Genomic DNA, 23379 nt, shown 5'->3' with positions numbered 1-23379 from the left:
TGCCGGGGTGCCGGATCTCTCTCATCACTCTCACTTTCCAAGGCAGGAAGCCATGTCCTTCTCGCGTAGAAACTTCCTCATCGCCACCGGTGTCGCCGCGGCGTCGACCTCGGTGCTGAGCGCCTGCAGCAGCGGCAGCGAGGGCGGCTCAGGGCAGAACGACGCCCCCAAGGTCAGCGGCTCCAAGACGACCGAGATCCCGGTCGGCACCAAGGCCGACTCGACCGGTCCGGCTCCCGAGGTCAAGGGCGCGGTCAAGGGCGGGACGATCTACTCGCTCCAGCAGTTCGACATGGACCACATGGACCCGGCGCAGATCTACGTCTCGACCGAGGGCGCCATCACCGTGCCGATCATGCGCGGCCTGACCGGCTACAAGCTGGACGACAAGGGCAACGCCACCCTGGTCGGCGACGCCGCGACGGACGCCGGCACGATGAAGGACGGCGGCAAGACCTGGTCCTTCACCATCAAGGACGGCATCAAGTGGGAGGACGGCGCCGACCTCTCCATGGACGACGTCCGCCACACCTTCGAGCGCCTCTTCGCCGAGTTCATCACCGAGGGTCCCCGCTACGTCCAGCAGTTCACGGTCGGCGGCGACAAGTACAAGGGCCCCTACGACGGCAAGAGCCTCGACTCCATCGAGATCGACGGCAAGACCATCACCTTCCGTCTCAACGAGCCCCGCGTCGACTTCAACTACACGCTCGCGATGCGTGGTTACTCCCTGGTGCCGAAGAAGCACGACACCAAGGAGAAGTACGACAAGCGCCCGTTCTCCTGCGGTCCGTACAAGATCGGCGACCGCAGCATCGGCAAGTCGATGACCTACGTGCGCAACGAGCACTGGGACCCGAAGACGGACTCGATCCGCAACGCCTACCCGGACAAGTACGTCTTCCAGATGGGCTACGAGCTGGTGGCGTCCACCGACCGCTGGATCGCGGACAAGGGCAACGACCAGTACGCGGTGCCGATCTTCAACGAGGTCGCGCCCGAGCGCGTCGCCCAGGTCCTCACCAGCCCCGAGCTGAAGAAGCGCGTCCTCACCGCGGTCGACACGGCCACCTACTACTGGCCGATCAACATGACCCGCGTCAAGGACCTCAAGGTCCGCCAGGCCATCAACCACGCCTGGCCGCACCAGCAGGTCCAGACCATCAATGGCGGCGCCGCCACCAGCGAGGTCGCCACCACGATCCTCGCCCCGGTGACCCCCGGCTACACCAAGTTCGACCTGTACGGCGTGACCAAGAAGCCGAACGGCGACCCCGCGAAGGCCAAGGCCCTGCTGAAGGAAGCCGGCAAGCTCGGCTACAAGCTGGTCATCGCCTTCCAGCAGTCGGACACCCAGGTGAAGGTCGCCGTCGCCGTCAAGAACGCCCTGGAGGAGGCGGGCTTCACCGTCGTCACCAAGCAGGTCGACAAGTCGACGTTCTACACGCAGATCGGCAAGCTCGACAACGGCTTCGACCTGATGGGCGCCGGCTGGAGCCCGGACTGGCCGAACGGTTACTCGCAGTTCTACCCCTGCTGGAGCGGCAAGAACATCGGCGACGGCCGGAGCAACTACGCCCAGCTCGACGACGCGAGCGTCAACAAGGCCATCGACGCGGCTGCCAAGATCGCGGACGTGGAGGAGGCCAACAAGGCCTGGGGCAACGTCGACAAGATGATCCTGGAGCTGGCCGCGGTCGTCCCGGACTACCACAAGATCCGCAACTACCTGTACGGCTCCAAGGTCGGCAACGTCATCTGGGACGCCGGCAACACCTGCGTCGCGCTCAGCAAGCTCTACGCCAAGAAGTAAGCGCGCACGACCCCCTGGGGGCGGCCATTCGCATGGCCGCCCCCTGCGGCCCACCCCCCTCTACTTCCCTCCCGGCGACGGCGCCCCGTCCGGAAAGTCACGCCTCATGTTCCGCTTCCTTGTCCGCCGAGTCACCGGCGCACTGGTCATCCTGTTGATCATCAGCGCCATCACGTTCTGGCTCTTCTACGCCGTGCCGCGTGACCCCGCCATGATGTCCTGCGGCAAGAACTGCACGCCTGAGGCCCTTGAGCAGATCCGGAAGAACCTGGGCATCGACAAGCCCATCCCGGTCCAGTACTGGCTGTGGCTCGTCGGCATCTTCGCCGGGCGCGACTACCCCGGCTACGACTACTGCAACGCCCCCTGCCTCGGTTACTCCTTCGCCAACCGCGAGCCCGTCTTCGACACGATCATGGACCGCCTGCCGACGACCCTGTCACTCGCCTTCGGCGCGGCCGTGGTCTTCCTGATCCTCGGCATCGGCGCGGGCATGCTCGCGGCGCTCAAGCAGGGCCAGTTCCTGGACAAGTTCGCCAGCTCGGTGTCGCTGCTCGGCTCCTCGCTCCAGATCTACTTCGTCGGCTACATCGCGATGTTCTTCTTCGTCGCGCAGCTGGGATGGCTCGACCAGCCGCAGTACACGCCCCTCACCGAGAACCCGGCCGCCTGGTTCTCCGGACTGCTACTGCCCTGGCTGGTCCTGGCGATCATCTTCACCGCCAACTACACCCGTATGACACGCTCCCAGCTGGTCGAGCAACTGAGTGAGGACTACGTCCGCACGGCCCGGGCCAAGGGTCTGTCCAGGTCGAACGTGTTCTTCCGGTTCGCCTGGCGCGGCGCCATGGGCCCCATCGTCACGGTGTTCGGCATCGACCTGGGTGTGCTCATCGGTGGCGCCATCATCACCGAGTCGACCTTCAGCCTCCAGGGCATCGGCCGGCTCGCGGTGAAGTCCGTGGACCAGAGTGACCTGCCGATGCTGCTGGGTGTGACCCTCCTCGCGGCCGGCGCGATCGTCTTCTTCAACATCGTCGTCGATGCCGTCTACGCGCTCATCGACCCGCGGATCCGGCTCGCCTGACCTCCGCCCCCACTCCCGACCCCTCGCATCACCCCCCAGGAGCGTCTTCGTGACGAGCACCGATCAGCAGCCCTTCCTCTCCGTCAGGGACCTTCAGGTCCACTTCTCCACCGAGGACGGCATCGTCAAGGCCGTCGACGGGCTCTCCTTCGACCTCGCCAAGGGCCAGACACTCGGCATCGTCGGTGAGTCGGGATCCGGCAAGTCCGTCACCAACCTGACGATCCTGGGCCTGCACGACCCCCACCGCACCTCGATCGACGGTGAGATCCTGCTGGACGGCAAGGAGCTGCTCGCCGCCTCCGAGAAGGAGCTCGAGCGGCTGCGCGGCAACAAGATGTCCATGATCTTCCAGGACGCGCTGGCCTCGCTGTCGCCGTACCACACCATCGGCACACAGATCGGCGAGACGTACCGCAAGCACACCGGCGCCTCCAAGAAGGAGGCCCGGGCGCGGGCGATCGAGATGCTGCGCAAGGTCGGGATCCCCCAGCCGGACGTCCGGGTGGACGACTATCCGCACCAGTTCTCCGGCGGTATGCGCCAGCGCGCGATGATCGCCATGGCGCTGGTCTGCGACCCCGAGCTGCTCATCGCGGACGAGCCGACCACCGCGCTCGACGTGACGGTCCAGGCGCAGATCCTGGATCTGCTCAAGGAGCTCCAGCAGGAGTTCGGCACGGCGATCATCTTCATCACGCACGACCTCGGTGTCATCGCCGACATCGCGGACGACGTGCTGGTGATGTACGGCGGCCGCTGCGTGGAGCGGGGCACCAAGCAGGAAGTGCTGCGCACCCCGCAGCACCCCTACACCCTGGGCCTGATGAGCTCCATGCCGAGCCTGGACGGGCCGGTCGACGTGCCGCTGTCGCCGATCCCGGGTGCGCCGCCGTCGCTGCTGAACCCGCCCTCCGGCTGCCGTTTCCACCCGCGCTGCGCCTTCACCGACAAGGTGCCGGGCGGGCTGTGCTCCGGTGAGCGGCCGGCGCTGGACGTGGTGGAGGGCAGGGGTTCCGCCTGCCACCTCGCGCCCGAGGAGCGCAAGGATCTCTTCGCCGAATTCGCCGGTTCCCGGCACTGACGTACACGAGACGGGACTTCACCATCATGAGCAACGCGCAACCGCTCCTGGACGTCAGCGGTCTGACCAAGCACTTCCCGATCAAGGGCGGCTTCCCGATCAAACGCACGGTCGGCGCCGTCCGGGCCGTGGACGGGCTCGACTTCCAGGTGGCCGAGGGCGAGGCCCTCGGCCTGGTCGGCGAGTCGGGCTGCGGCAAGTCGACGACCGGACGGCTGATCACCCGGCTCCTGGAGCCGACGGGCGGCAAGGTCTCGTACCGCGGCCAGGACATCACGCACGCCACGCGCCGGCAGCTGGCGCCGGTGCGCTCCGAGATCCAGATGATCTTCCAGGACCCCTACGCGTCCCTGAACCCCCGTCAGACGGTCGGCAAGATCATCTCGGGTCCGATGGAGATCAACGACATCAACCCGGCGGGCGGCCGCGAGAAGCGCGTCCGTGAGCTGCTGGAGATCGTCGGCCTCAACCCCGAGCACTACAACCGCTTCCCGCACGAGTTCTCCGGCGGCCAGCGCCAGCGCATCGGCGTGGCCCGCGCCCTGGCCCTGGAGCCGAAGCTGATCGTGGCGGACGAGCCGGTGTCGGCCCTGGACGTCTCGATCCAGGCGCAGGTGGTGAACCTGCTCCAGAAGGTCCAGCAGGACCTCGGCATCGCCTTCGTCTTCATCGCCCACGACCTGGCCGTCGTACGGCACTTCTCGCAGCGCGTGGCGGTCATGTACCTCGGCAAGATCGTCGAGATCGCCGACCGCGACGACCTGTACGAGAACCCGCGCCACCCCTACACGCGCGCGCTGCTGTCCGCCGTGCCCGAGGCGACCGTGGACGAGACCCCCCGCGAGCGCATCCGCCTCCAGGGCGACGTCCCCTCGCCCATCAACCCGCCCTCCGGCTGTCGCTTCCGCACCCGCTGCTGGAAGGCGACGGAGAAGTGCGCGACCGAGGCCCCGCCGCTGGTCCAGGTCGAGGGCAACAAGCCCGGCCACCTGACGGCCTGCCACTACCCGGAGACGGACGAAGCGGTCCCCGCGCCCCGTCTCGCCAAGGACCCCCAGCCGGCGGTCTGACACACCCCTTTTCGTCAGCCCCGGCTCACGGAACGGACTTCACCGGCCCATTGACCCGAGCCCATGAACGTCCGGTTCCAGGGGATGGAGGGCCCGTGCCTGCCCGGCGCGGGCCCTTTCCCTGTCTGCGCGTCCTCGACCTCTGGCAGGGACGCGGATGTCGGCATCGGGCACGGCGGCGCTCCTCGCACTCAGCCACCCGGGATTCGGGTACGCACCCGTATCCGCGGGCGCCTTCGTGAACCCGGACCGCGGGCCCCCGCGGAGCCACTACGTTGACGAGATGGCCCTTCACCTGCGCGGCACCGTCCTCCCCCGCGGCGTCACCCGTGACCTCTGGATCCTCGGCGACCGCATCACCTTCGACCGCCCCTCGGCCGAGGCGGAGACGGTGGCCGACGGCGGCTACCTGCTTCCGGGACTGGTCGACGTGCACACGCACCCCGGGTCCCCGTCCGAGAGCGACCCCGTCTTCGACCCCGACGCGTTCGCCGAGCAGATCGCCGCGCACCGGGACGCCGGGACGACGGCGTTGCGGTTCCCGGGGCTGCTGGGGGAGATCCCGGACGGGATGCGCGAGGCGCCGGACGCGCCGCGCATGATCACGGCGGGGCGCTGGCTGGCGTGGGCGGGTCTGTCGAAGAGCGCCGACTTCCACGCCGTCACGGACGATCTCGTGACCGCCGCGGTCGCGGAGGCCAAGGCCCACGACGGCTGGTGCAAGCTCATGGGGGACTGGGACTTCGAGGCGGATCCGGTGCCGTACGACATCCTGCGCGCCGTCACCGACGCGGTGCACGCGGCCGGGGGGCGGGTCGCCGCGCACTGTCAGTCGGCGCGGGGCGTGCTCAACGCCGCCCGTGCCGGAATCGACTCGATCGAGCACGGGATGGGGATGCCCGAGGAGTGCGTGGAGCTGATGGCCGCGCACGGGTCGGCCTACGTCCCCACCCTCACCGCCTTCGCCCGCAGCGCACCCCGCATCAAGGACAACCCCCGCGGCCGCCTCTGGCACGAAGGCCACCGCATCATGATCCGCCGGGTCCGCGAGGCCCACGACGCCGGCGTCACCGTCCTCGCCGGCACCGACTCCGCCCCCTTCGGCAACGTCGCCACGGAGGTCGAGCACCTGATCGCCGCCGGGTTGCCGGGCGACGTGGCGGTGGGCGCGGCGAGTTGGAGCGCGCGGGACTTCCTGGGCCTCCCGGGCCTGGTCGAGGGCGGCCTCGCCGACATCACGGTGTACGACGCGGATCCGCGACGGGAGCCGGGGGTGCTGCGGCATCCGAGGCGGATCGTGCTGCGGGGGCGGGTCGTGCGCCGAGCACCCGCGGCATCGCCGTGACTCCGAACGCGGGCCCCGGATCCTACGGCGTGATGCCGACCGTTGCCTGTCCCCCAACCCGGGTGACCGGACCGAAGAGCGGATCGCCCCCCGGTGGCCCAGTGCACCGCAACGATCAGGAGCCGGTCATCAGGACTCGTCCACCACCAGCTCCACCTCGAACCCGTCCACGTTCTCCAGATACGCGGCACAGTGCTCCGGCCCGCCCGCATGGGGATGCCGGTCCGGGAAGAGGAGCCGCCAGCCGTGCTCGGGTGCGGCGTCGACCAGCGCGTCGAGGTGGGTACGGCCGCCGGGTACATGGAAGGCCAGATGGTTGAGCCCGGGCAGCATGCGGTCGTGGCGGTCGCCCGTCAGGGCCGGGGACTGCTCCACGACGACGTACGTCTGCCCCGCCCGCCAGCTGCGGCCCGTGGGCCAGTCCTGGTGGAGTTCGTGGCCCAGCCGCTCCAGCAGCCACCCCCACGACACCACCGCTCGCCCCAGGTCGGGCACCCACAACTCCACGTGATGCAGCAACTCCTCCACCTTTCCCTCGCGTTGGACTTCCCTGTGGCAGACTGCCGCGCGTGGTCGATCGTTCGTTCGCGGATCTCTCGCTCGCCGCGTTGTACGACACCCTGAACCCCTGGGGGCCGGGTGACGACTTCTACCTGGGGGTCGTGCAGTCCGCCGACGCCGTGCTCGATGTCGGGTGCGGTACGGGGCGGTTGCTGCGGAGGGCCCGTGACGACGGGCATGCCGGGCGGCTGGTGGGGCTCGATCCGGCCGCCGCGATGCTGGTGCAGGCCCGGCGGCACGGCAGCGGTGTCGACTGGGTGCTCGGGGATCTGCGCACGCGGGACTGGGGCGCGGAGTTCGATCTGGTCGTGATGACCGGGCATGCCTTTCAGGTGCTCGTCCGTGACGAGGAAGTGCGGGAGGCGCTGCACGCCGTGCATGAAGCCCTGCGGCCCGGTGGGCGGTTCGTGTTCGAGACGCGGAACCCCGGGGCGCGGGCATGGGAGACGTGGACTCCGGAGCGAGTACGGGAGGTGAACGGGCCGGACGGCCTTCAAGTACGGGTGTGGCACGACGTCGAGCGGCCCGTCCTCGGAGACCGGGTGACGTTCACGGAGACCTTCGACAGCGGTACCTGGAAACGGCCCCGCGTCAGCCGCACCACCCTGCGCTTCCTCGACCCCGACGCCCTGGACGCCTTCCTCCACGAGGCCGGCCTCACGGTCGTCGACCGGTACGGCCACTGGGAGCGGGGCCCGCTCACCTCGACGAGCCCCGAGATCATCACCGTGGCAGAGGCCACGGGCCGGTCCTAGTCCCGCAGCTGTCCCAGCCCCGCAGCCCCGCAGCCGTCCCAGCCCCTCAACCCCTCAGCCGCGCAGCCCCTACGCCCCCTTCCCCTCCCCACCCTCTTCCAGCGCCGCCAGCGCCGGATCCAGCACGATGTCCTCGTCCCGTGCCTCCGTCGTCGGCTCCTCCGGGAAGTGGCAGGCCGTCAGGTGGCCGGCGTGGTTGCCGGAGAGCTGGATCAGGGGCGGTTCCTCGGCCGCGCACTTGTCCTCGGCCTTCCAGCAGCGGGTGCGGAAGCGGCAGCCGGAGGGCGGGGAGATGGGGGACGGTACGTCGCCGGCGAGGCGGATGCGCTGCCGCTGGGGGACCTCCTCGTCGTCCTCTGCGGCCACGTTCACCTCGGGCACGGCGGACAGCAGGGCGTGGGTGTAGGGGTGCCGGGGGCGGGTGTAGATGGAGTCGCGGTCGCCGACCTCGATCACCTTGCCGAGGTACATCACCGCCACGCGCTGCGAGAAGTGCCGTACCACCGCCAGGTCGTGGGCGATGAACAGGAACGCGATGCCGAGTTCCTGCTGGACCTTCTGGAGCAGGTTCACGACCTGCGCCTGGATGGAGACGTCGAGCGCCGAGACCGGTTCGTCCGCCACGATCAGCTTCGGCTCCAGGGACAACGCCCTTGCCACGCCGATCCGTTGACGCTGTCCGCCGGAGAACTCGTGCGGGAAACGGTTGTAGTGCTCTGGATTCAACCCCACGATCTCCAGCAGCTCTCTGACCCGTTTCTCCCTCCCGCCCGCAGGATCGATCCCGTTGATCTCCATCGGAGCCGAGATGATCTTGCCGACCGTCTGGCGCGGGTTCAGCGAGGAGTACGGGTCCTGGAAGATCATCTGGATCTCGGAGCGCACCGGCGCCAGCTGCCGGCGCGTGGCGTGTGTGATGTCCTTGCCCCGGTACGCGATCCTGCCGCGCGTCGGCTCCAGCAGCTTGGTGATCAGCCGTCCGGTCGTCGACTTGCCGCAGCCCGACTCCCCCACCAGGCCGAAGCTCTCGCCGACATGGACCGTCAGGTCGATGCCGTCGACCGCCTGCACCTGGCCGACCGTGCGGCGGATCGGGAAGCCGCCCTTCACCGGGAAGTGCTTCACGAGCCCCGCCACCTCCAGCAGCGGTTCGCCGGACACGTCGGCGCCGGCCTCGCGGGGTGCGGGGAGGGCGAGGTCCTCAGTCATAGCCGTAGTCCTCCATACATAGCCGTAGTCCTCCTCGGACGGGGCTGATCGGGGGCCGATCGGGGGCGCTAGCGCAGTCGGGGTCTGATCTCTTCGGCGAAGATGGCCCGCTTCTGGTCCGCCGTCAGATGGCAGGCCGAGGAGCGGTCCGGGCCGAGCAACGGGACCTCGGTGACACAGCGGGTGCCGCCGACCCGGTCCTGGAAGGTGCAGCGGGGATGGAAGCGGCAGCCGGAGGGCGGGTGGAGCAGGGACGGCGGGGCCCCGGGGATGGGGGCCAGCGGGGCGTGCGGGTCCGAGTCCAGGCGCGGCATGGAGTTCAACAGGCCCCAGGTGTACGGGTGTTGCGGCGCCCTCAGTACCTCGGTGACCGTGCCCCGCTCCGCCGCGCGGCCCGCGTACATCACCATGATGTCGTCGGCCATGTCGGCGATGACCCCGAGGTCGTGCGTGATGAAGATGATCGCCGAGCCGAACTCCTGTTGCAGATCCTTCAGCAAGTCCAGGATCTGCGCCTGGACCGTGACGTCCAGGGCGGTGGTCGGCTCGTCGGCGATCAGCAGGTCGGGGTCGCAGACCAGCGCCATGGCGATCATCGCGCGCTGGCGCATACCGCCGGAGAACTGGTGCGGGTAGTCCTTCGCCCGCTGCCTCGGGTTGGGGATGCCGACCTTGCCCAGCATCTCCACCGCCCGCTCCCACGCCGCCTTCTTCGAGGCGCGCATGTGCTTCCTGTACGGCTCGGCGATCTGCCGGCCCACCGTGTAGTAAGGCGACAGCGCGGTGAGCGGGTCCTGGAAGATCATGGCGACCTTGTTGCCGCGCAGCTTCTCCAGCTGGGACTCCCGGGCGGTGGTCAGCTCCTGGCCCTCCAGGAGGATCTCGCCCTCGACGGTGGTGAACATCGGGTTGTGCAGCCCGAGGATCGTCAGGTTCGTCACCGACTTCCCCGAGCCCGACTCCCCCACGATCCCCAGCGTCCTGCCGCGCTCCAGGTCGAAGGAGAGCCCGTCCACGGCCCGTACGACACCGTCCTCGGTCCTGAAGCTGACGTGCAGGTCCCGCACCGAGAGGAACGCGTCCGCGTCGGCAGGGACGGGGGCGCCGGCTTCCTTGGTCAGAGTGGTCACGTCAGTGCTCCTCAACAGGTCCTCAACAGGTCCTCTGGAAAGGGTTCCCCGGCGCGGCCTAGGCCAGCCGCACCCGCGGGTCGATGAAGGCGTACGCGGCGTCGACGACGATGTTGCAGAGCAGGATCATGGTGGCGGAGAACAGCATCACGCCCAGCAGCAGCGGCAGATCGCTGAAGAACACCGACTCCACCGCCAGCCGGCCGAGCCCCGGAAGTCCGAAGGTGTACTCCGTGATGATGGCACCGCCGAGCAGCGAGCCGAGGTCGATGCCGAAGATGGTGACGATGGGGATCAGCGAGCCTCGCCAGGCGTAGCGGAAGAAGACGTACCGTCTGGACATGCCCTTGGCGCGGGCGGTGCGGACGTGTTCCTCCTGGAGTTGCTCGATCATCGACGAGCGGGACATACGGGTGTACTGCGATGCGAAGATCGTGGACAGCACCACCCACGGGATGATCAGCCCCCCGAACCAGGCGGCCGGGTTCGCGGTGAAGTCGTTGTAGGCGGGCTTGTCGAAGACCTGGGTCTGGTAGACGAGGATCGCCAGGGCCAGCGGGCCGAGGAAGTAGATCTGCATCGAGCTGATCACCATGGCGCCGGCCGTGAAGGTCTTGTCGACGAGCGTGCCGCGCTTCCACGCGGCGATCAGGCCGGTGCTCAGGCCGATGACCAGGAAGCAGACCGCTCCGCCGAGGGTGAGCGAGACGGTGGTGGGCAGGCGGTCCATCAGGGTGCCCCAGACCTGCTCGTTGGAGTGGTACGAGTAGCCGAAGCAGGGGGCGGGGCAAGGCCCCTGGGCGAAGTCGTCGCTGCCCGAGACGAGGTTGGTCAGGAAGATCCAGTACTGCTCGGGGATCGGCTTGTCGAGTCCGAGCACCCGGTGCAGGTTCTCCAGGTTGGCCGGGGTGCACGTCTTGCCGCACATCAGGAGCGCCGGGTCACGCGGCATTCCGAAGAACAGCAGGAACGTGACGATGCTCAGCAGAAAGAGGATGACGACGGTGCCGAGGGACCGGCGGACCAAAAAGCGCAGCATGGCAGGCAGCTCTCAGACGTCGGCGGACCGGGCGGCATCCGGTGCCCCCCGCACGGGCGGTGGGCACCGGATGCCGGGCGGGCGGGGTTACTTGACGTACAGGCGGCGTGCGTCGACGCCGGCGATGATGTCGTCGTAGACCAGGCCGCCGATCTTGGATCCGGCGATCTGGACCTGCTTGTAGTAGGCGGTCGGTACGACGTTGACCACCTTCGTGAGCAGGTACTTGTCGAGCTTCTCCCACTCGGCCGCGGCCTTGACCGGGTCGGTGATCCTGTTGATCCGGTCGATCTCGCTGTTGACCTTGGGGTCGTTGACCTGGGAGTAGTTCTGCGCGCCCTCGGCGATCACACGTCCGTCGTACAGCGGCGGGATCACGGTCGAGGCGGACGGCCAGTCGGCGCCCCACGCGGTGTGGAAGAGGTCGTAGTTGTTGTTCAGCTTGCTGACCTGGTCGTAGAAGGTCTCGGCCGGGATCTCCTGGCGCTGGACGTCGAAGCCGGCCTTCTCCAGGCCCGCCGCCATGGCGGTGGAGTACTGCTGGCCCTCGGGGGTGTTGATGTAGCCGAAGGTCAGCTTCAAGCCGGTCTTGCCGGCCTCCTCCAGGAGCTTCTTGGCCTTGGCCGGGTCACCCGCGGGCTTCTTCTTCTTGCCGAACGGGTCGAAGGAGGCGTCGTAGCCGCTGACCGTCGGGCTGATGATGCCGCCCGCGACCTCCATCGCGTCGGTGCCGCCGTAGGCACGCACGAACGGCGTGACCGGCAGGGCGTAGGCGATGGCCTGACGGACCTTGAGGTTCTTCATCTCCGGGTGGCTCATGTTGATGTTGACCTGGCCGACGTACGGCTGGAAACCGGACACCGTACGGGACTTCATCTTCGGGTCGTTCAGGACCTTGGACAGGTTGCCCGCGTCGACCTGGTTGCTGAAGCTGACGCCGGTGCGGTCACTGCCGCTGTCCGCGAGGAGCGCCTTGGTGGAGTCCTCGTACTGCTGGTTGAAGGTGATGTTGAACCGGTCGACGTACTGGTGCCGCAGCGGGTCGGTGGCCGGGTCCCAGTTCTCGTTCTTGACGAGCACCATCGACTTGCCGGACTTGAACTCCTGGATCTTGTACGGCCCGGTCACCACCGGGGCCTTGTCGTACTTCTCCTTGGTGTCGCCCTTCTGGGAGACGATGGCGTACCCCGTCATGGCGAGGGCGTACGGCAGGTCGGGGTGCGGGCTCTTGAACTTGAGGACGACCGTTTTCTCGTCCGGCGTCTCCAGGATGCTGTCCGGCAGGTGCTTGCCCTTGAACGGGCCGTCCGGCAGCAGCTTGCGGTAGTCGGTACCCGGGGTGTCGGCCAGCCACTGCTGGAGGTACGGCGGGCCCTGGTTGATGAACGACGCGAACTGCCGCTCGAAGGTGTGGCGGACGTCGGCCGAGGTGATCGCCGAGCCGTCCTGGAACTTGATGCCGTCCTTGAGCGTGAACTTCCAGGTCTTGCCGCCGTCCGTGGTCGTCCCGGAGTCGGTGGCGAGGTCGCCGACGACCTCGTGCTTGCTGCCGTCGTTGCTGGTCGCCTTGTAGCCGGTCAGTCCTCTGTGCAGCAGCTGGGAGACCGACATCTCGTCCTGGACGTAGATCTGGGCCGGGTCCAGGTGGGCGTAACTGTCGCGGGCCAGCACCGAGATGGTGCCGCCGCTCTTGGCTCCGGGTACCTCGGCCGCGGGCCCCTTGGAGGCGGCCGCGTCCCCGAACTCGATCGCCGACTGCTGTCGCTCGGCGTTCTCCTGCTGTTCCTTGTCGTTGCCACCGCCCTTGCTGCCTCCCTCGCTGCACCCGGTCAGCACGAGTGCGCCGGCCGCGAGCACCGAGATTGCCGCGTATGTGTGGCGTCCGCCCCTACTCATCACTCAGTTTCCACCCATCTGTGTGTCACCAGTGCGTGCGAAGGAAGTGCTGTGCCAAGTGCCGTGTGCCAAGTGCCGTGTGCCAAGTGCCATGTGCCAAGTGCCGACCAGTGCGTCAACGCGCCGTCTTGGGGTCGAAGGCGTCCCTGACCGAGTCCCCGAGCAGGTTGAACGCGACGACGAAGATGATCATCGAGATGCCCGGGAAGAACATGTAGGTGATGTCGTTCTGCATCACGAGCTCGGTGGACGCCTTGGAGAACATCTGCCCCCAGTCCGGCGTGGGTTCGACGATGCCCACGCCCAGAAAGCTCAGACCGGCCTCCGCGGTCACGAAGTTGGGGAGCATGTACGTCCCCTGCACGAGGATCGGCGTGACCACGTTCGGCAGGATCTCCTTGCGGATGATCCGCGCCGGCGGGGCCCCGCTGACCTTGGCCGCCTCGATGAACTCCCGTTCCCGCAGGGCGAGTGTGGTCCCTCTGAGGATCCGTCCGAGGCTCATCCAGCCCAGGAACCACATCACCAGGATGAGAGCGACGACCCGGACGTAGACGGGTGTCTCGTCACGCGGGCTGACGAAGAGGGAGACCACGACCGGCATGCTGGCGATGAAGAACAGTTGGGCCGGGAAGGCGAGCAGGAAGTCGATGACCCGGCTGATCCAGTAGTCCGTCTTGCCGCCGAGGTAGCCGGCCGTGACGCCCAGGATGATGCCGGTGAGCACGGCCGCGAGGGTGACCGCGACCGCGATCCCGAGCGAGGTCCGGATGCCGTAGAGCAGCTTGGTGAAGACGTCGTAGCCGTTGCCCGGTTCGAGGCCGAACCAGAACTCGCCGCTGATCCCGCCGTTGGGCTGCACCGGCACGCCCGCGCTGTCGAACAGCTCGGGGCGTTCGTCGGCGTACACCGTGTACGGGTTCTTGCCGTACAGCCAGGAGATCACCGGCGCGAGCAGGCCGATCAGGAAGAAGAAGACGACGACGTACGCCGAGATCACGCCGGTGCGGTCGCGCTTGAAGCGGATCCACATCAGCTGGCCGGGCGAACGCCCGATGAGCTGCTCGTCCTCGCCCTTCGCGGTCGGCGGTGGTTCGCCGTCCGCGATGACCGAGGTGCCGCCACCCTCAATACCGATAGGACTCGTCACGTTTCGCCCGTTTCGCTGGTATGGGTATGCCAAAGCGAGGCGTACGGAACTCCGCAGCCGGACGCGCGTAGGAGGTGCGTGCCCTCTTCCTCCGACACCCCTGACGGAGGATCAGGCAACCCCCTGTTGCTCGTGAGTCGGACACTGTCCCCACAGTGCGAGACCCATTGACCCGAGCGCTGCGGCTAACTATCTGCCATGAGCCAACTACCGACCACCGTCAGTAAATCTCAATTCAGTCACAGCTGGCTCGTAGACCTTCCAAAATCCGGACAAAGTGTTGGGTCGGAGAACGTCGCGAAACGGACGTGTTACATGGCTATCGGGCGAGGATCTCCGCATTTCGGACAGGACACCGGTTCTCGGCCACCGGAAAAGGGGTTGCAAAAAAGCCCGGGCTCCCCCATGACGGGGGAGCCCGGGCTCACATGTCCGATACTCAGCCGTGCTTGGCGCGGCTCGCGGCGCGGGCGCGCTCGCGGGCGTCCAGGTTCACCTTGCGGATGCGGACCGCCTCCGGGGTGACCTCGACGCACTCGTCGTCGCGGCAGAACTCCAGGGACTGCTCCAGCGACAGCTTGCGCGGCGGGACGATCGACTCGGCCACATCGGCCGTGGACGACCGCATGTTGGTGAGCTTCTTCTCCTTGGTGATGTTGACGTCCATGTCGTCGGAGCGCGAGTTCTCGCCGACGATCATGCCCTCGTACACCTCGGTGCCGGGCTCGGTGAAGAGCACGCCGCGCTCCTGGAGGTTCGTCATCGCGAACGCGGTGACGGCACCGGCGCGGTCGGCGACCAGCGAGCCGTTGTTGCGGGTCTGCAGCGTGCCGAACCAGGGCTCGTGGCCCTCGTGGATGGAGTGGCCGATGCCGGTGCCGCGGGTCTGGGTGAGGAACTCGGTCCGGAACCCGATGAGACCACGGGACGGAACGACGAACTCCATGCGGACCCAGCCGGACCCGTGGTTGGACATGTTGTCCATCCGGCCCTTGCGGACACCCATGAGCTGCGTGACGGCGCCCATGTGCTCCTCGGGCACGTCGATGGTCATGCGCTCGACGGGCTCGTAGACCTTGCCGTCGACGTCCTTGGTGACGACCTGCGGCTTGCCGATGGTCAGCTCGAAGCCCTCGCGGCGCATCTGCTCGACCAGGATGGCCAGCGCCAGCTCACCACGGCCCTGCACCTCCCAGGCGTCGGGGCGCTCGGTGTCCAGGACCCGGAGGCTGACGTTACCGATCAGCTCACGGTCGAGGCGGTCCTTGACCTGGCGGGCGGTGACCTTGCGGTCCTTCACCGCCGACTTGGCGTCGGCGCCCTTGCCGGTGCCGCCGCGGCCGACCAGCGGCGAGGTGTTGGTGCCGATGGTCATGGAGATCGCGGGCTCGTCGACCGTGATCAGGGGCAGCGGGATCGCGTTCTCGGGGTCGGCGAGGGTCTCGCCGATCATGATGTCCGGGATACCGGCGACGGCACAGATGTCACCGGGGCCGGCCTTCTCGGCGGGCTTGCGCGTCAGCGCCTCGGTCATCATCAGCTCGGAGATCCGCACGTTGCTGACGGACCCGTCGCGCTTCATCCACGCGACCGTCTGGCCCTTCTTCAGCTCGCCCTGGTGGACGCGGAGCAGGGCGATACGGCCGAGGAAGTTGTCGGCGTCGAGGTTCGTCACATGCGCCTGGAGCGGGGCGGTCTCGTCGTAGGTCGGGGCCGGGATGTGCTCGAGGATGGTCGAGAAGAACGGCTCGAGGCTGGTCGAGTCGGTCGGTACGGTCCCGTCCTCGGGCTTGGTGAGGGACGCGATGCCGTCACGGCCACAGGCGTAGACGATCGGGAACTCGATCTGCTCCTCGTCGGCGTCCAGGTCGAGGAAGAGGTCGTACGTCTCGTTGACGACCTCGTCGATCCGGGCGTCGGGCCGGTCCGTCTTGTTGATGCAGAGGATGATCGGCAGGCGGGCCTGGAGGGCCTTGCGCAGCACGAAGCGGGTCTGCGGGAGCGGGCCCTCGGAGGCGTCGACGAGCAGCACGACACCGTCGACCATGGACAGCCCTCGCTCGACCTCACCACCGAAGTCGGCGTGGCCGGGGGTGTCGATGATGTTGATGGTGATGACGTCCCCCCCGTCCTTGGGGTGGTACTTCACCGCCGTGTTCTTGGCGAGGATCGTGATGCCCTTCTCACGCTCCAGGTCGTTCGAGTCCATCATGCGGTCGTCGACGGAGTCGAGCTGGTGGGCGGCGAAGGCGCCGGCCTGCTTCAGCATGCCGTCGACGATGGTGGTCTTGCCGTGGTCGACGTGGGCGACGATAGCGACGTTGCGGATGTCGTGGCGCGTGGCCATATTGCGGCGTACTCCCGGAGTGTGAGGACGGCTCTCGCGTACATCTGTGTTACGCGGGCCCTGCCGGGCTTGACACGCCACGGCCTTACCCCATGGTACGTGGCCGTTGCCACTGGGGCTCGCCGGGATATGTCGACGCAGGTGGGAGGCTGTTTTCCGCCTCCGCCGCCCCTACCCGTCCCATCCTTCTGGGGCTCCGCCCCAGACCCCGCTCCTCAAACGCCGGAGGGGCTGGATGTTCAGCCCGTCCTGCGTTTGAGGACGAGGCCCCTTCAGGGCCGAAGCGGGGGTCTGGGGGCGGCGGCAGCCCCCAGGGATGGGACGGGTAGGGGCGGCGGGGGCGAGGAAGGTCAGTTGGTCGAGGCGCTCGGCGACGGCTTCATGCCCTTCTTCAGGAAGCCCATGTCCTCGTACACCGGCGTGCCGAAGCCGAAGGCGCCGGCGTTGGCGACACTCGTCCTCGCCGCCGTCAGCTGGGGCCGCTGGAAGAGCGGAATGGACCCGGCCGCCGCCCAGATACGGGAGTCGGCCTTACGGATCAAGGAGCGGGACTCGGACTCGTCGAGCGTGCCGATCGCCTGGTCGAAGAGCTGATCCACCTGGTCGGTACCGACCCGCGTGTAGTTCTGCTCGACGTTCAGCGAGCCGTCGGCGGCCGGCACCGGCTTGGCGTAGATGGGACGGGCGTCGGTGGCGGGGTAGGCGGACGCGGGCCAGGAGTAGAGGGCAAGGTCGTACTGGCCGGACGCGATGTGGTCCTTGAAGTAGCTCTCGTCCGCGACCTTGGTGATCTCGGTACGGATACCGATCCGCTCCAGCATCAGCCCGATCCGGTCCGCGACCGTCCGCAACGTCTGCGAGCCCTCCCCCTCCGGCACCACGAACCGCAGCGTCAGCGCCTTGCCGTCCTTGGCCAGCGGCCGCGCCGCCGCACCCGCCGGCGCCGGGGTGCCCTGCGGGGCGTACGCGCCGGGCGCCCCGCCCTGCTGCAGCTGCTTGTTGCCGTACTGCTTCCCGTCCTGGGCGAGGTGCCGCCCGCCTTCCTTGTCGGCGTCCCCCGCCTTGTTGTCCTCGCCGACGATGTACGTCCCGTCGTCCTCGGACTCGGAATCGGACTCGGAACTGGAATCGGACTTGGACTTGGACTTGGGCTCCGACTGGGACTCGGAGTCCTTCCCGCCCTTCTCTCCCCTGTCGCCCTTCTGCCCCTTCTCGGCCTCCTCTTCCTTCTGCCCCTTCTCGGCCTTCTTCCCCTCGCTCCCCGCCGCCTTCTCCCCCTTCTCCTTCTTCGCCCCCTCCTTGACCGGCCCACCCGGCACCCATCCCGCGTCCGCGAGCAGCGCCTGCGCCTCCGCCATGTCCTGGCCGCCGATCGCCCCGCTGTTGTCCGCGTACGCGGCCTGGCCGGAGAGGGCGAGATGGCTGCCGACCGGCTTGGCGGGGAGGCCGAGCGGGGACAGGACCAGCTTGGCCAGTTCCTCGCGGTCGAGTGCGCGGGCCACGCCCCGCCGTACCCGCTCGTCGGCGAGCGGACCCTCGGCGCCGTTGAGGGCGAGCTGGGTGTACGCCGGTTCCAGGGACTTGCGTACCTCGAAGCCGCGGAACTTCTCCTGGTCCCGTCGCTGCGCGGCGGTGAGCCTGCTCCGGTCGGGGCCCATCAGCGGTGAGCCGCCGGCACTGGCCGTCGGTGGCTTCGGGCGCGGGGCGGCGATCGCGATGCGCCGGGCCGCGGCGGGGTCGATCTCGGCCAGGTCGAGGTCCCCGACGGCCAGTGCGGCGGCCCGCTGGTCGCGCGGCACGGTCCGCAGGACGATCTCGTTCAGCTTGGCGGGCTCCCCCCACCAGCGGGGGTTGCGGGTGAGCGTGACCTCATCGGCCTCGCGGTCGATCTTCTGCACGGTGAACGGCCCGGCGCTGACCTTGAGCTTGCGCCGCGCCCCGTCGTTGAACGAGTCCGGCGTGCCCATGACCTCCTTCGGGTACAGCGGCGAGAACAGCGACCGCCAGTCGGCGTACGTCCGCGCGAAGGTGACCCGGACCTCCAGGTCGTTGTCGCCGCGCTCGATCTTCTCGATGCGGTCGTAGCCGGCGTTGCGGGCGGTCCAGTAGGCGCTGTCCTTGCCGGACAGGGCCCGCCACTGGGCGGCGAAGTCGGCGGCGCCGATCTCGCGGCCGTCGCTCCAGACGGCCTGCTGGTTGAGCTTGTACAGGACGACCTGCTTGGGCTCGGTCTCGACGATCTTGGCGGATTCGAGGTAGTTCGCGTTGCGCTCGGGGCGCCCGCTCGCGTCGAGCCGGAACATCGACGGCAGCGTGGCCTGCGCGATCCGGTTCGTGGTGGTGTCGGCGTCCGACTGGAAGGTGTTCAGCGTCTCCGGCAGGGCGTCCACGGCCCACCGCAGGGTGCCGCCGTCGGCGATCTGTGCCCGGCCGGCCGGGGCGATGTCCTGCCCGGCCAGCGGCTTTCCGGCCGGATCCGGGTCGCTGCAGCCGGCCAGTGCGGGCATCGCGAGCGCACCCGCGATGAGGAAGGTGGCCGAGCGCATGACCGCGCTGCGGCCAGGCCTGGGTCCGACACCGACGTGGGACATCTCAGGTACCTCCGGGGAGCGGCTCCCGCCGGTGACAATAAGTGCGTTTTGATCACGTTTGGCGGTATTTTGGAGCTGATCTGATCTAAGGCACCCACTGAAGAGGAAAGGGTTTGCCAGGCGGAGACGACACGGCGGCGAGGGCCTGCAAGGCCACCCGTGCGGAGCAACGCACTCCTCGCGACCTTTTCGGCTCCCCGGCGTACACAGAGCGCGTGCGGGCGTGCAATGGAGGCGCGCAATCCGCCAATCGCTGCACATCCCTTCACAGCGATAGGTGTGACGCGCAACACTCGCAGGCGCATGAACGTTGCCACCCAGGGCCGAAGGGCCCACGGAAGTGAGGTCACGTCATGTCCGTGCAAGACGACCTGACAGCTGTCCAGCGCTGCCTCGACGACCTGGCCCGGTCCGTGAGCCGGCTGGAGAAGCAGCTGGGCACCGGCGGAATCGAGATGCGCCGCGTCCGCACCGACGCCAACCATCTGCGCGAGAGCGTCGCGCTGCTGAGGGACGCCGCCGCGTCCCCCGCCACACAGCGCAAACCGGAACTCGTCACCATCCCCGACACGCCGTATGACGACTCTCTGTGGATCGACACGGATGACGAGGGTCTCGGCGCCCGGGACCGCCGCGCCCCCTGATCCCACCCCCTGACCCGACCGGAGTCATGCATTGGCCACTGGTACGGAACCCCATCTGAACAGCGGCGGCGTACACACCGGTACGCGCGCCGCGATCTCCGCCCCGCACCTGCGGACCGACCGCTGGTGGCTGGCCCCCGCCGCCACCGCGGCCGGTCTGCTCGCGTTCATCGTGTACTCCACGTGGCGGGCCTTCGCCAACGCGGACTACTACGCGGCGCCGTACGTCTCCCCGTTCTACTCGCCCTGTCTGGCGGAGAACTGCGAGCCCATGCGCGCCGGGCCGAACTGGGAGCTCTTCGGGAGCTGGTGGGGCATCTCCCCCGCGATCATCATCCTGATCTTCCCGCTCGGCTTCCGCCTGACCTGCTACTACTACCGCAAGGCCTACTACCGCGGCTTCTGGATGTCGCCCCCGGCCTGCGCGGTGGCGGAGCCGCACAAGAAGTACTCCGGTGAGACCCGCTTCCCGCTGATCCTGCAGAACATCCACCGGTACTTCTTCTACGCCGCGCTCCTGGTCGCCGGGATCCTCACGTACGACACGGTGCTCGCCTTCCGCGACGAGAACTACGAGTGGGGCCACATGGGCCTCGGCACCCTCGTGTTCCTGGTCAACATCGTGCTGATCTGGGCGTACACCCTGTCCTGTCACTCCTGCCGGCACATCGTGGGCGGCAAGCTCAAACACTTCTCCAAACACCCGGTGCGCTACCGGATGTGGCAGTGGATCGGGAAGCTCAACGCCCGCCACATGCTGCTCGCCTGGGCGTCGCTGGTGAGCGTGGCGCTCGCCGACTTCTACGTCTATCTCGTCGCGTCCGGGGTCTTCGACGATCCGCGCTTCTTCTAGATTGAGTGGGGACTGAAACCAATGTCCGTGGTCGAACGGCAGGAGTGGGACGTCGTCGTGGTCGGCGCCGGGGGCGCGGGCCTGCGTGCGGCGATCGAGGCGCGGGAGCGGGGCGCCCGTACGGCCGTGATCTGCAAGTCGCTGTTCGGCAAGGCGCACACGGTGATGGCCGAGGGCGGTATCGCGGCGGCCATGGCCAACGCCAACGAGCACGACAACTGGCAGGTCCACTTCCGCGACACCATGCGCGGCGGCAAGTTCCTCAACCAGTGGCGGATGGCCGAGCTGCACGCGCAGGAGGCACCGGACCGGGTGTGGGAGCTGGAGACCTGGGGGGCGCTCTTCGACCGTACGAAGGACGGCCGTATCTCCCAGCGCAACTTCGGCGGCCATGAGTACCCGCGCCTCGCGCACGTCGGCGACCGCACCGGACTGGAGCTGATCCGCACGCTCCAGCAGAAGATCGTCTCGCTCCAGCAGCAGGACAAGAAGGAGACCGGCGACTACGAGTCCCGCCTGAAGATCTACCAGGAGTGCACGGTCACCCGGATCCTGAAGGACGGCAGCCGGGTCTCGGGGGTCTTCGCCTACGAGCGCGAGACCGGCCGCTTCTTCGTCCTGGACGCCCCCGCCGTGGTGATCGCGACGGGCGGCATCGGCAAGTCCTTCAAGGTGACGTCGAACTCGTGGGAGTACACCGGCGACGGCCATGCGCTGGCGCTGCTCGCGGGCGCTCCCCTGCTCAACATGGAGTTCGTGCAGTTCCATCCGACGGGCATGGTCTGGCCGCCGTCGGTGAAGGGCATCCTGGTCACGGAGTCGGTGCGCGGCGACGGAGGGGTGCTGCGCAACTCCGAGGGCAAGCGGTTCATGTTCGACTACATCCCCGACGTCTTCAAGGAGAAGTACGCCCAGTCGGAGGAGGAGGGCGACCGCTGGTACGAGGACCCGGACAACAACCGGCGGCCTCCGGAGCTGCTCCCGCGTGACGAGGTGGCGCGGGCGATCAACGCCGAGGTGAAGGCGGGTCGGGGCTCCCCGCACGGCGGGGTCTTCCTGGACGTGTCCACCCGGATGCCGGCGGAGGTCATCCGCCGTCGACTGCCCTCCATGTACCACCAGTTCAAGGAGCTGGCGGACGTGGACATCACGGCGGAGGCGATGGAGGTCGGGCCGACCTGTCACTACGTCATGGGCGGCATCGCGGTCGCGTCGGACACGGCGGCGGCGCGCGGGGTGCCGGGCCTGTACGCGGCCGGAGAGGTGGCGGGCGGGATGCACGGCTCCAACCGCCTCGGCGGGAACTCCCTCTCCGACCTGCTGGTCTTCGGCCGCCGGGCGGGCTGGCACGCCGCCGAGTACGCGGCCGCGCAGGCCTTTCAACGCCCCGAGGTCAGCGATATGCAGGTCGACACGGCGGCCGCGGAGGCGCTGCGGCCCTTCTCAGCGGAGGGTCCCGCCGGGGGCCCGGACGACGGGCGCCCGCCGGAGAACCCGTACACCCTCCACCAGGAACTCCAGCAGACGATGAACGACCTCGTCGGCATCATCCGCCGCGAGGCCGAGATGGAGCAGGCGCTGCAGAAGCTGGCGGACCTGCGCGTACGCGCCCGCCGGGCCGGCGTCGAGGGCCACCGTCAGTTCAACCCCGGCTGGCACCTCGCGCTCGACCTGCGCAACATGCTGCTGGTCAGCGAGTGCGTGGCACGGGCGGCGCTGGAGCGCACGGAGTCACGCGGCGGCCACACCCGCGAGGACCATCCGACGATGGACCGCAAGTGGCGCAACATCAACCTGCTGTGCCGACTGGCCGACCCGACGGGCGGCCTCGCGGCCACCGACCCCGAAGGCGGCCAGATCACCCTGCTGCGTGAGACCACCGACCCCGTCCGTCAGGACCTGCTGGCTCTCTTCGACAAGGAGGAGCTGGTCAAGTACCTCGCCGAAGAGGAGCTGTACCAGTGAGCAGCTATGAGGCCCGCTTCAAGGTGTGGCGGGGCGATGTGCAGGGCGGCGGCCTGGAGGACTTCAAGGTCGAGGTGAACGACGGTGAGGTGGTCCTCGACATCATCCACCGCCTCCAGGCCACCCAGGCCCCCGACCTGGCCGTCCGCTGGAACTGCAAGGCGGGCAAGTGCGGTTCGTGCTCCGCGGAGATCAACGGGCGTCCGCGGCTGATGTGCATGACGCGGATGTCGGTGTTCACCCGGGAGGAGACGATCACGGTGACGCCGCTGCGGGCGTTCCCGGTGGTCCGCGATCTCGTCACGGACGTCAACTTCAACTACGCCAAGGCGCGCGAGGTCCCGTCCTTCGTGCCGCCGGAGGGGCTGGCCCCGGGCGAGTACCGCATGATGCAGGAGGACGTGGACCGCTCCCAGGAGTTCCGCAAGTGCATCGAGTGCTTCCTGTGCCAGGACACCTGCCATGTCGTCCGCGACCACGAGGAGAACAAGCCGGCGTTCGCGGGCCCGCGCTTCCTGATGCGCGTCGCCGAACTCGACATGCACCCCCTGGACGCGGCCGCCGAGTCGGGCCTGGACCGCAAGGCCACGGCCCAGGACGAACACGGCCTCGGCTACTGCAACATCACCAAGTGCTGCACGGAGGTCTGCCCCGAGGGCATCAAGATCACGGACAATGCGCTGATTCCCTTGAAGGAACGGGCGGTCGACCGTAAGTACGACCCGCTCGTGTGGCTGGGGAACAAGATCAAGCGGCGGACTTCGCCGGGCGGGTAACCCCCTTCCCGGAGCCACCGCGCAGTCCGGTGACTCCTCGCTGGTCCGGTCGCGCCCCGGCATT

At 68.3% G+C, this 23379-nt stretch carries 18 protein-coding genes; 10 read left to right on the top strand and 8 right to left on the bottom strand.

The features are described 5' to 3' along the window. Positions 1–52 precede the first annotated feature (52 nt). From ABIE67_RS30180 to ABIE67_RS30160, 5 genes are all read left to right on the top strand, one after another. Positions 53–1813: an ABC transporter substrate-binding protein gene (locus ABIE67_RS30180; RefSeq protein ID WP_370264540.1), complete on the top strand. Its 1761-nt coding sequence runs from the start codon at positions 53–55 to the stop codon at positions 1811–1813. Positions 1814–1919: 106 nt separating this feature from the next. Then, positions 1920–2900: an ABC transporter permease gene (locus ABIE67_RS30175; RefSeq protein WP_370264539.1), complete on the top strand. Its 981-nt coding sequence runs from the start codon at positions 1920–1922 to the stop codon at positions 2898–2900. Between the two features lie 49 nt (positions 2901–2949). Continuing rightward, positions 2950–3984, top strand: coding sequence for an ABC transporter ATP-binding protein (locus ABIE67_RS30170; protein WP_370264538.1), 1035 nt, complete (start codon positions 2950–2952; stop codon positions 3982–3984). A 26-nt stretch (positions 3985–4010) separates the two neighbouring features. Further along, entirely contained in the window at positions 4011–5054 is a 1044-nt protein-coding gene (locus tag ABIE67_RS30165; RefSeq protein WP_370264537.1) for an ABC transporter ATP-binding protein, read from the top strand. Positions 5055–5337: 283 nt separating this feature from the next. Further along, the gene (locus tag ABIE67_RS30160; RefSeq protein ID WP_370264534.1) at positions 5338–6399 is read left to right on the top strand and encodes an amidohydrolase family protein; all 1062 of its coding nucleotides are present in this window, start codon (positions 5338–5340) and stop codon (positions 6397–6399) included. A gap of 129 nt (positions 6400–6528) precedes the next feature. On the opposite strand, the gene ABIE67_RS30155 is transcribed toward ABIE67_RS30160, so the two are convergent. Next, on the bottom strand, positions 6529–6918 hold the full coding sequence (locus ABIE67_RS30155; RefSeq protein WP_370264529.1) for a VOC family protein: 390 nt from the start codon (positions 6916–6918) through the stop codon (positions 6529–6531). Positions 6919–6968: 50 nt separating this feature from the next. Between ABIE67_RS30155 and ABIE67_RS30150 the strand changes: the two genes are divergently transcribed. Next, positions 6969–7715 (top strand): trans-aconitate 2-methyltransferase, encoded by a 747-nt coding sequence (locus ABIE67_RS30150; protein WP_370264527.1) that lies wholly within the window; start codon positions 6969–6971, stop codon positions 7713–7715. Between the two features lie 69 nt (positions 7716–7784). Here the strand turns inward: ABIE67_RS30150 and ABIE67_RS30145 are convergent, their stop codons facing one another. From ABIE67_RS30145 to ABIE67_RS30115, 7 genes are all read right to left on the bottom strand, one after another. Beyond that, positions 7785–8924 carry an ABC transporter ATP-binding protein gene (locus tag ABIE67_RS30145; RefSeq protein ID WP_370264525.1) on the bottom strand — a complete coding sequence of 380 codons (1140 nt, stop codon included), beginning with the start codon at positions 8922–8924 and terminating at the stop codon, positions 7785–7787. A gap of 68 nt (positions 8925–8992) precedes the next feature. Continuing rightward, positions 8993–10054 (bottom strand): ABC transporter ATP-binding protein, encoded by a 1062-nt coding sequence (locus ABIE67_RS30140; RefSeq protein WP_370264523.1) that lies wholly within the window; start codon positions 10052–10054, stop codon positions 8993–8995. A 58-nt stretch (positions 10055–10112) separates the two neighbouring features. Then, positions 10113–11093: an ABC transporter permease gene (locus tag ABIE67_RS30135; protein ID WP_370264518.1), complete on the bottom strand. Its 981-nt coding sequence runs from the start codon at positions 11091–11093 to the stop codon at positions 10113–10115. Positions 11094–11180: 87 nt separating this feature from the next. Next, on the bottom strand, positions 11181–12989 hold the full coding sequence (locus ABIE67_RS30130; protein ID WP_370264513.1) for an ABC transporter substrate-binding protein: 1809 nt from the start codon (positions 12987–12989) through the stop codon (positions 11181–11183). A 115-nt stretch (positions 12990–13104) separates the two neighbouring features. Beyond that, the gene (locus tag ABIE67_RS30125; protein WP_370264509.1) at positions 13105–14139 is read right to left on the bottom strand and encodes an ABC transporter permease; all 1035 of its coding nucleotides are present in this window, start codon (positions 14137–14139) and stop codon (positions 13105–13107) included. Positions 14140–14578: 439 nt separating this feature from the next. Continuing rightward, entirely contained in the window at positions 14579–16486 is a 1908-nt protein-coding gene (typA, locus tag ABIE67_RS30120) for a translational GTPase TypA (RefSeq protein ID WP_370264504.1), read from the bottom strand. A gap of 350 nt (positions 16487–16836) precedes the next feature. Continuing rightward, positions 16837–19077: an ABC transporter family substrate-binding protein gene (locus ABIE67_RS30115; protein ID WP_370264500.1), complete on the bottom strand. Its 2241-nt coding sequence runs from the start codon at positions 19075–19077 to the stop codon at positions 16837–16839. Between the two features lie 353 nt (positions 19078–19430). On the opposite strand from ABIE67_RS30115, the gene ABIE67_RS30110 reads away from it, so the two are divergent. The 4 genes from ABIE67_RS30110 to ABIE67_RS30095 are packed head-to-tail and all read left to right on the top strand — an operon-like array spanning position 19431 to position 23315. Beyond that, positions 19431–19721, top strand: a complete 291-nt coding sequence (locus ABIE67_RS30110; protein ID WP_370264496.1) for a hypothetical protein — start codon at positions 19431–19433, stop codon at positions 19719–19721. Between the two features lie 31 nt (positions 19722–19752). Continuing rightward, the gene (locus tag ABIE67_RS30105; RefSeq protein WP_370264493.1) at positions 19753–20574 is read left to right on the top strand and encodes a hypothetical protein; all 822 of its coding nucleotides are present in this window, start codon (positions 19753–19755) and stop codon (positions 20572–20574) included. Positions 20575–20595: 21 nt separating this feature from the next. Beyond that, entirely contained in the window at positions 20596–22539 is a 1944-nt protein-coding gene (locus tag ABIE67_RS30100) for a fumarate reductase/succinate dehydrogenase flavoprotein subunit (RefSeq protein WP_370264489.1), read from the top strand. Then, a complete protein-coding gene (locus ABIE67_RS30095) occupies positions 22536–23315 on the top strand; it encodes a succinate dehydrogenase/fumarate reductase iron-sulfur subunit (protein WP_370264484.1) in 780 nt (259 codons plus the stop codon). Before ABIE67_RS30100 ends, ABIE67_RS30095 begins: the two co-directional genes overlap by 4 nt. Positions 23316–23379 lie beyond the last annotated feature (64 nt).

Source organism: Streptomyces sp. V4I8 (assembly GCF_041261225.1).
Lineage (GTDB): Bacteria > Actinomycetota > Actinomycetes > Streptomycetales > Streptomycetaceae > Streptomyces.
Note: the sequence above shows the minus strand (reverse complement) of the source record. Positions and strands in the feature narration are given on the sequence as shown.